4 protein-coding genes are annotated in these 3,916 nt (G+C 58.0%); 2 read left to right on the top strand and 2 right to left on the bottom strand.

From position 1 onward, the window contains the following. A partial coding sequence (locus ABWO67_RS19180; protein WP_353154916.1) for a DSD1 family PLP-dependent enzyme occupies positions 1-1,100 on the bottom strand: 1,100 nt, incomplete at its 3' end. Positions 1,101-1,303: 203 nt separating this feature from the next. Here ABWO67_RS19180 and ABWO67_RS19175 point away from each other — a divergent pair. Together ABWO67_RS19175 and gluQRS are read left to right on the top strand one after the other, a co-directional pair. Beyond that, positions 1,304-1,765, top strand: a complete 462-nt coding sequence (locus ABWO67_RS19175; RefSeq protein ID WP_353154914.1) for a Smg family protein — start codon at positions 1,304-1,306, stop codon at positions 1,763-1,765. 14 nt (positions 1,766-1,779) lie between these two features. Then, positions 1,780-2,652: a tRNA glutamyl-Q(34) synthetase GluQRS gene (gluQRS, locus tag ABWO67_RS19170; RefSeq protein ID WP_353154911.1), complete on the top strand. Its 873-nt coding sequence runs from the start codon at positions 1,780-1,782 to the stop codon at positions 2,650-2,652. Here gluQRS and ABWO67_RS19165 read toward each other — a convergent pair. Beyond that, positions 2,649-3,916, bottom strand: a 1,268-nt coding sequence (locus tag ABWO67_RS19165) for a GDYXXLXY domain-containing protein (RefSeq protein WP_353154909.1), incomplete at its 5' end; no start/stop codon positions are given. The two genes, gluQRS and ABWO67_RS19165, sit on opposite strands and share 4 nt — an antisense overlap.

Below are 3,916 nucleotides of genomic sequence, written 5' to 3'. Positions count from 1 at the left end.
TCATGCAAATTGAACGTCGGATCACAATGCCCCGGCACAAGCCGTAACTGCGTCCCAATGTCAGGACGATCCCGCCGGCTGGCAGCCTGCAAAATACAATGCTCATCATGCACTGCCACGCAGCGTAATTCTTCTTTGTAGCCTATCAATTGCGGCGCACCGCTTTCGGCACTGGTCGACTTCAAACCAAAGTCGACAATAGCGCGCTCGGGCGTCGGTGTGCTCATCACGGTACCCAGCAGAAACAGGCTGTGCCGGAAGGACAAGGCCTCGCCCCAATCGATGCCTGCATAGTCAGTATCCATGAAGGCGTAGGTACCCGCCTGTATCTCGGTAAATACCTGACTTGCCACATCGAAAACAGCGCTGCCAGTCCCCCCGCCGCTGACTACAGGGCACGCGATGCCCGCGTTGGCCAAGGCATCGAGATACTGGCGGATTAGACGCACAGTCTTGTCAGAGGCTTTTTGACGCTGATCCAACGCACGCTTGTGCTGCAAGCCCCCATGATAGGCCTGGATTCCGACAAAGTTGATATTGGGCAATTTCTGGATAAGCTGAGCCAGGGCAAGCGCCTCGTCAGGTGTCTGCACGCCGCAGCGCTTCTGGCCGACGTCGATATCGACCAGGACATTGACATGCGACTCGTCCTCCAGCATCGTCGCGGACAATGCCTCTACTGCCTTGGGATGATCAACGCAAACCGTGATGTTTGCCTGCTTTGCCAGGCGAGCAAGCAGCACAAGCTTGGCATGCCCCACCACCTCGTTGCTAATAAGTATGTCGCGCACGCCCGCCGCAACAAAAGGCACTGCCTCCGAGACCTTCTGGCAGCATATGCCTTCGGCACCCAAGGCAATTTGCCGCAAGGCGATTTCAGGACACTTATGGGCCTTGGCATGGGGGCGCAGCGCCACGCCATGGCGTTCGGCCAATACCTGCATGGTGCGCAGGTTTTCTTCAAACGCATCCAAATCCAAAATCAGGCTGGGCGTGTCGATTGCCGTTAACGGGTCACCCGGCCTTGCTGCCGGTGGGACCGCAATTGTTTCAGCCCGGGACGGATCAATAGTGCGCTCCGCCAGTTTTAGCTCTTCCATGGACATCCCCAAAGTCAGATTACGCTGCACTTGATACACCTGGCCTGGCGCACAAGGCCAGGCGTCTGATTACCGCAACAGGCTGATTTGCCCCAGTGAACAAATCAGCGTAAAGTCGTCACTAACTTTACCGGTTAAGCTCTTACCCATTCACTGACTTTCGCACACGCAAAGACTTACGCAAACGGCAACCGGAATCGCATATGTTCGACATATTGGTTTATTTATTCGAAACTTACTATACACCGCAAGCGTGCCCCGAGGCTGATGTCCTTGCGCATAAGCTGGCCGCCGTAGGTTTCGAAGACGAAGACATCAACGATGCCCTGGGCTGGTTGCACGGGCTGGCGCAAACCACGGAACAATGTGGGCAGCTGGCCAAAAGCCCGCAAGACGACAGCCGGCGCATCTTCACCCACGATGAATATCAAACGCTGGGAACCGAGGCCATAGGTTTCATTACCTTCCTGGAAAACTCGGGCGTCCTGCCTACGGCTCTGCGCGAAATCCTCATTGATCGCGCACAAGCCACCACCGAATCGCCGATTTCTCTTGAAAAGATCAAGATCATCGCCCTTATGGTGTTATGGAGCCAGGAAGCCGAAGTCGACCACCTGGTATTCGAAGAACTCCTGGCCGACGACTCCGCCCGTTTATCGCATTAAACAGGTCCTGCGGCATGGCGTCAGACGCAATAGGCGACAAGCGCCCTTACAAGGGGCGCTTCGCCCCCAGCCCCAGCGGTCCTCTGCATGACGGCTCCTTGCTGGCAGCCATGGCCAGCTTTCTTGATGCCAAAGCTCACGGCGGCCAATGGCTGCTGCGTATCGAAGACATCGACACCCCTCGGGTAGTGCCCGGCGCCGACCGCACCATCATGGGCCAGCTGCAGGCCTTGGGAATGCAGTGGGACGGCGAACCCGTCTGGCAATCCCGGCGTTTAAAGCTGTATCAGCGCGCCTTCGATACCCTTGATGCACAAAGCCTGGTGTACGGCTGCGCCTGCACACGCCAGGAGCTCGCTATAGGGGCCTACCCTGGCACTTGTCGTAACGGCCTGCCTGAGGGCCGCCAGGCGCGTGCATGGCGCTTTAAGGTACCGCCGGGAATCGAACATTTTGACGATCGATGGCAGGGGCCGCAACAACAGGATGTCGCCACCGAAGTGGGCGATTTCATCATCAAGCGCGCTGACGGCCTATGGGCCTACCAATTGGTCGTGGTCGTCGACGATGGCGACCAGGGGATCACCGACATCGTGCGGGGAACCGATCTGCTGGACTCCACCGCCCGGCAGCAAATCCTGGCGCGCTGCCTGCACATCCCCTATCCCAGGGTATTGCATGTTCCGCTGCTATTGGACGACGCCGGGCGCAAGTTGTCCAAGCAAAACCACGCGACAGCGCTAAACCTGACGCAACCGTTGTCTACGCTAAACAAGGCGTGGCAAGCGCTGGGATTTGAACCACTGACCGATACCAGCGTGCCCTCTTTCTGGCAGACGGCCCAATCCCACTGGGCCGCCCGCTTCAAGTTGCCATCATCGACCTAAGGCAAAGGCTTGAGCTGTTCATCCAGCATCTGCGTCAACAGCCCTCTACCTTTGCTGTCGACACGGAAGTTACCGTAACGCGCCTGTTCGAAGCGCGAGGCTTCCCCTTCAGGGAAAAACCATGCGTCCGTAACTATCCTGACCGTGTTGCCCCTAAGACGAAACTCCAGCGGCACTGTGCTTGGCGCATTTGGCTGTGTGCCCACCTTCGCTGCCAACGAGGACAATTGGTATACCCCCCGCTCATCAGGTGTTAGCAATAGATAGCCGCCTTGCTGGTCTTCGATTTCCTGTGCCAATGCTGCCGGCGCCTGGGCCAGCATCGTTTTAATTTCATTCGCCGCCGCAAAACGCAACGCCATGTAATCGCCCTGCATCAAAGACCGCGGATCCACAGGGGCCAAGGCCAGCACGACCCGCTGCCCCGTCGCCAGGATTTGCTCACGCTGATAAATGCCCGTATTAACAACAAGCAATATCAACACCAGCCCGCCCAGCAACCCTGCCTCGCGCCACACCTGACGCGAACCCGCTTTTCGGTCAATGTGCCCGGCCACATCCGTATCCCGGCTGCCAGATTTACGTACAAGCTTGCGCAACACGTACCACGACAACAGCAACCAAGCTCCTGTCAGGCAGAGTACCCATGACTTCTGTAATAAGGTCGAATCCATCAGGTAATAGAAGCGGGACAGATAGGCCAACAGAGCAAGCACGCCGAACACCAGCAAGGTGCGCCGCCCAAATGCGTACCCCAAGACAAGCCAGACCAGCGCCATCGCAATCCCCGGCGCGCCCATCCATCCCAGGCTAGCCACAGCCAAAGCCACGGGGGCTCCGACACGCACGATAGCGGGCAGATCACGCACCCGCCACAACATGGCAGCCAGCACCAGCACGGGCAATACAGCGCAGGCCAGCCAGAACAACGCCAATATGGGCGCCTCCTGCCACAGGGAAGCGAAACCGTACAGAGCGGGGGCTGGCGTCAGCCACGCCGTCATTTGAGCCAGGCACACCAATGCCCAAGCCAATGGGGTCCAGAACGTAGCGTCGCGGCTGCGCGAAGCGACTGTCAATACCAACACCGCGCCCGCTCCCAACCACCACAGACGTGAGTAAGCGAAGAATGAATCCCTGTGGAGGCCGGACTCCACAGCGTCGAATAACGCATAGGCACTGAGATCACGCCAAGTCAATGCCAGCACGAGCGCCAACACGAAAAAGGCGCTTAAAAACCTCAAGGCAGTGTTAGCCACCAACA

It is taken from the genome of Pollutimonas bauzanensis (assembly GCF_040393045.1).
Taxonomy (GTDB): Bacteria; Pseudomonadota; Gammaproteobacteria; order Burkholderiales; family Burkholderiaceae_B; genus Pollutimonas; species Pollutimonas bauzanensis_A.
Note: the sequence above shows the minus strand (reverse complement) of the source record. Positions and strands in the feature narration are given on the sequence as shown.

Excerpts from the sequence above, each read along its gene's own strand:
- gluQRS (WP_353154911.1), top strand. The coding sequence starts at position 1,780 with ATGGCGTCAGACGCAATAGGCGACAAGCGCCCTTACAAGGGGCGCTTC.
- ABWO67_RS19175 (WP_353154914.1), top strand. The coding sequence starts at position 1,304 with ATGTTCGACATATTGGTTTATTTATTCGAAACTTACTATACACCGCAA.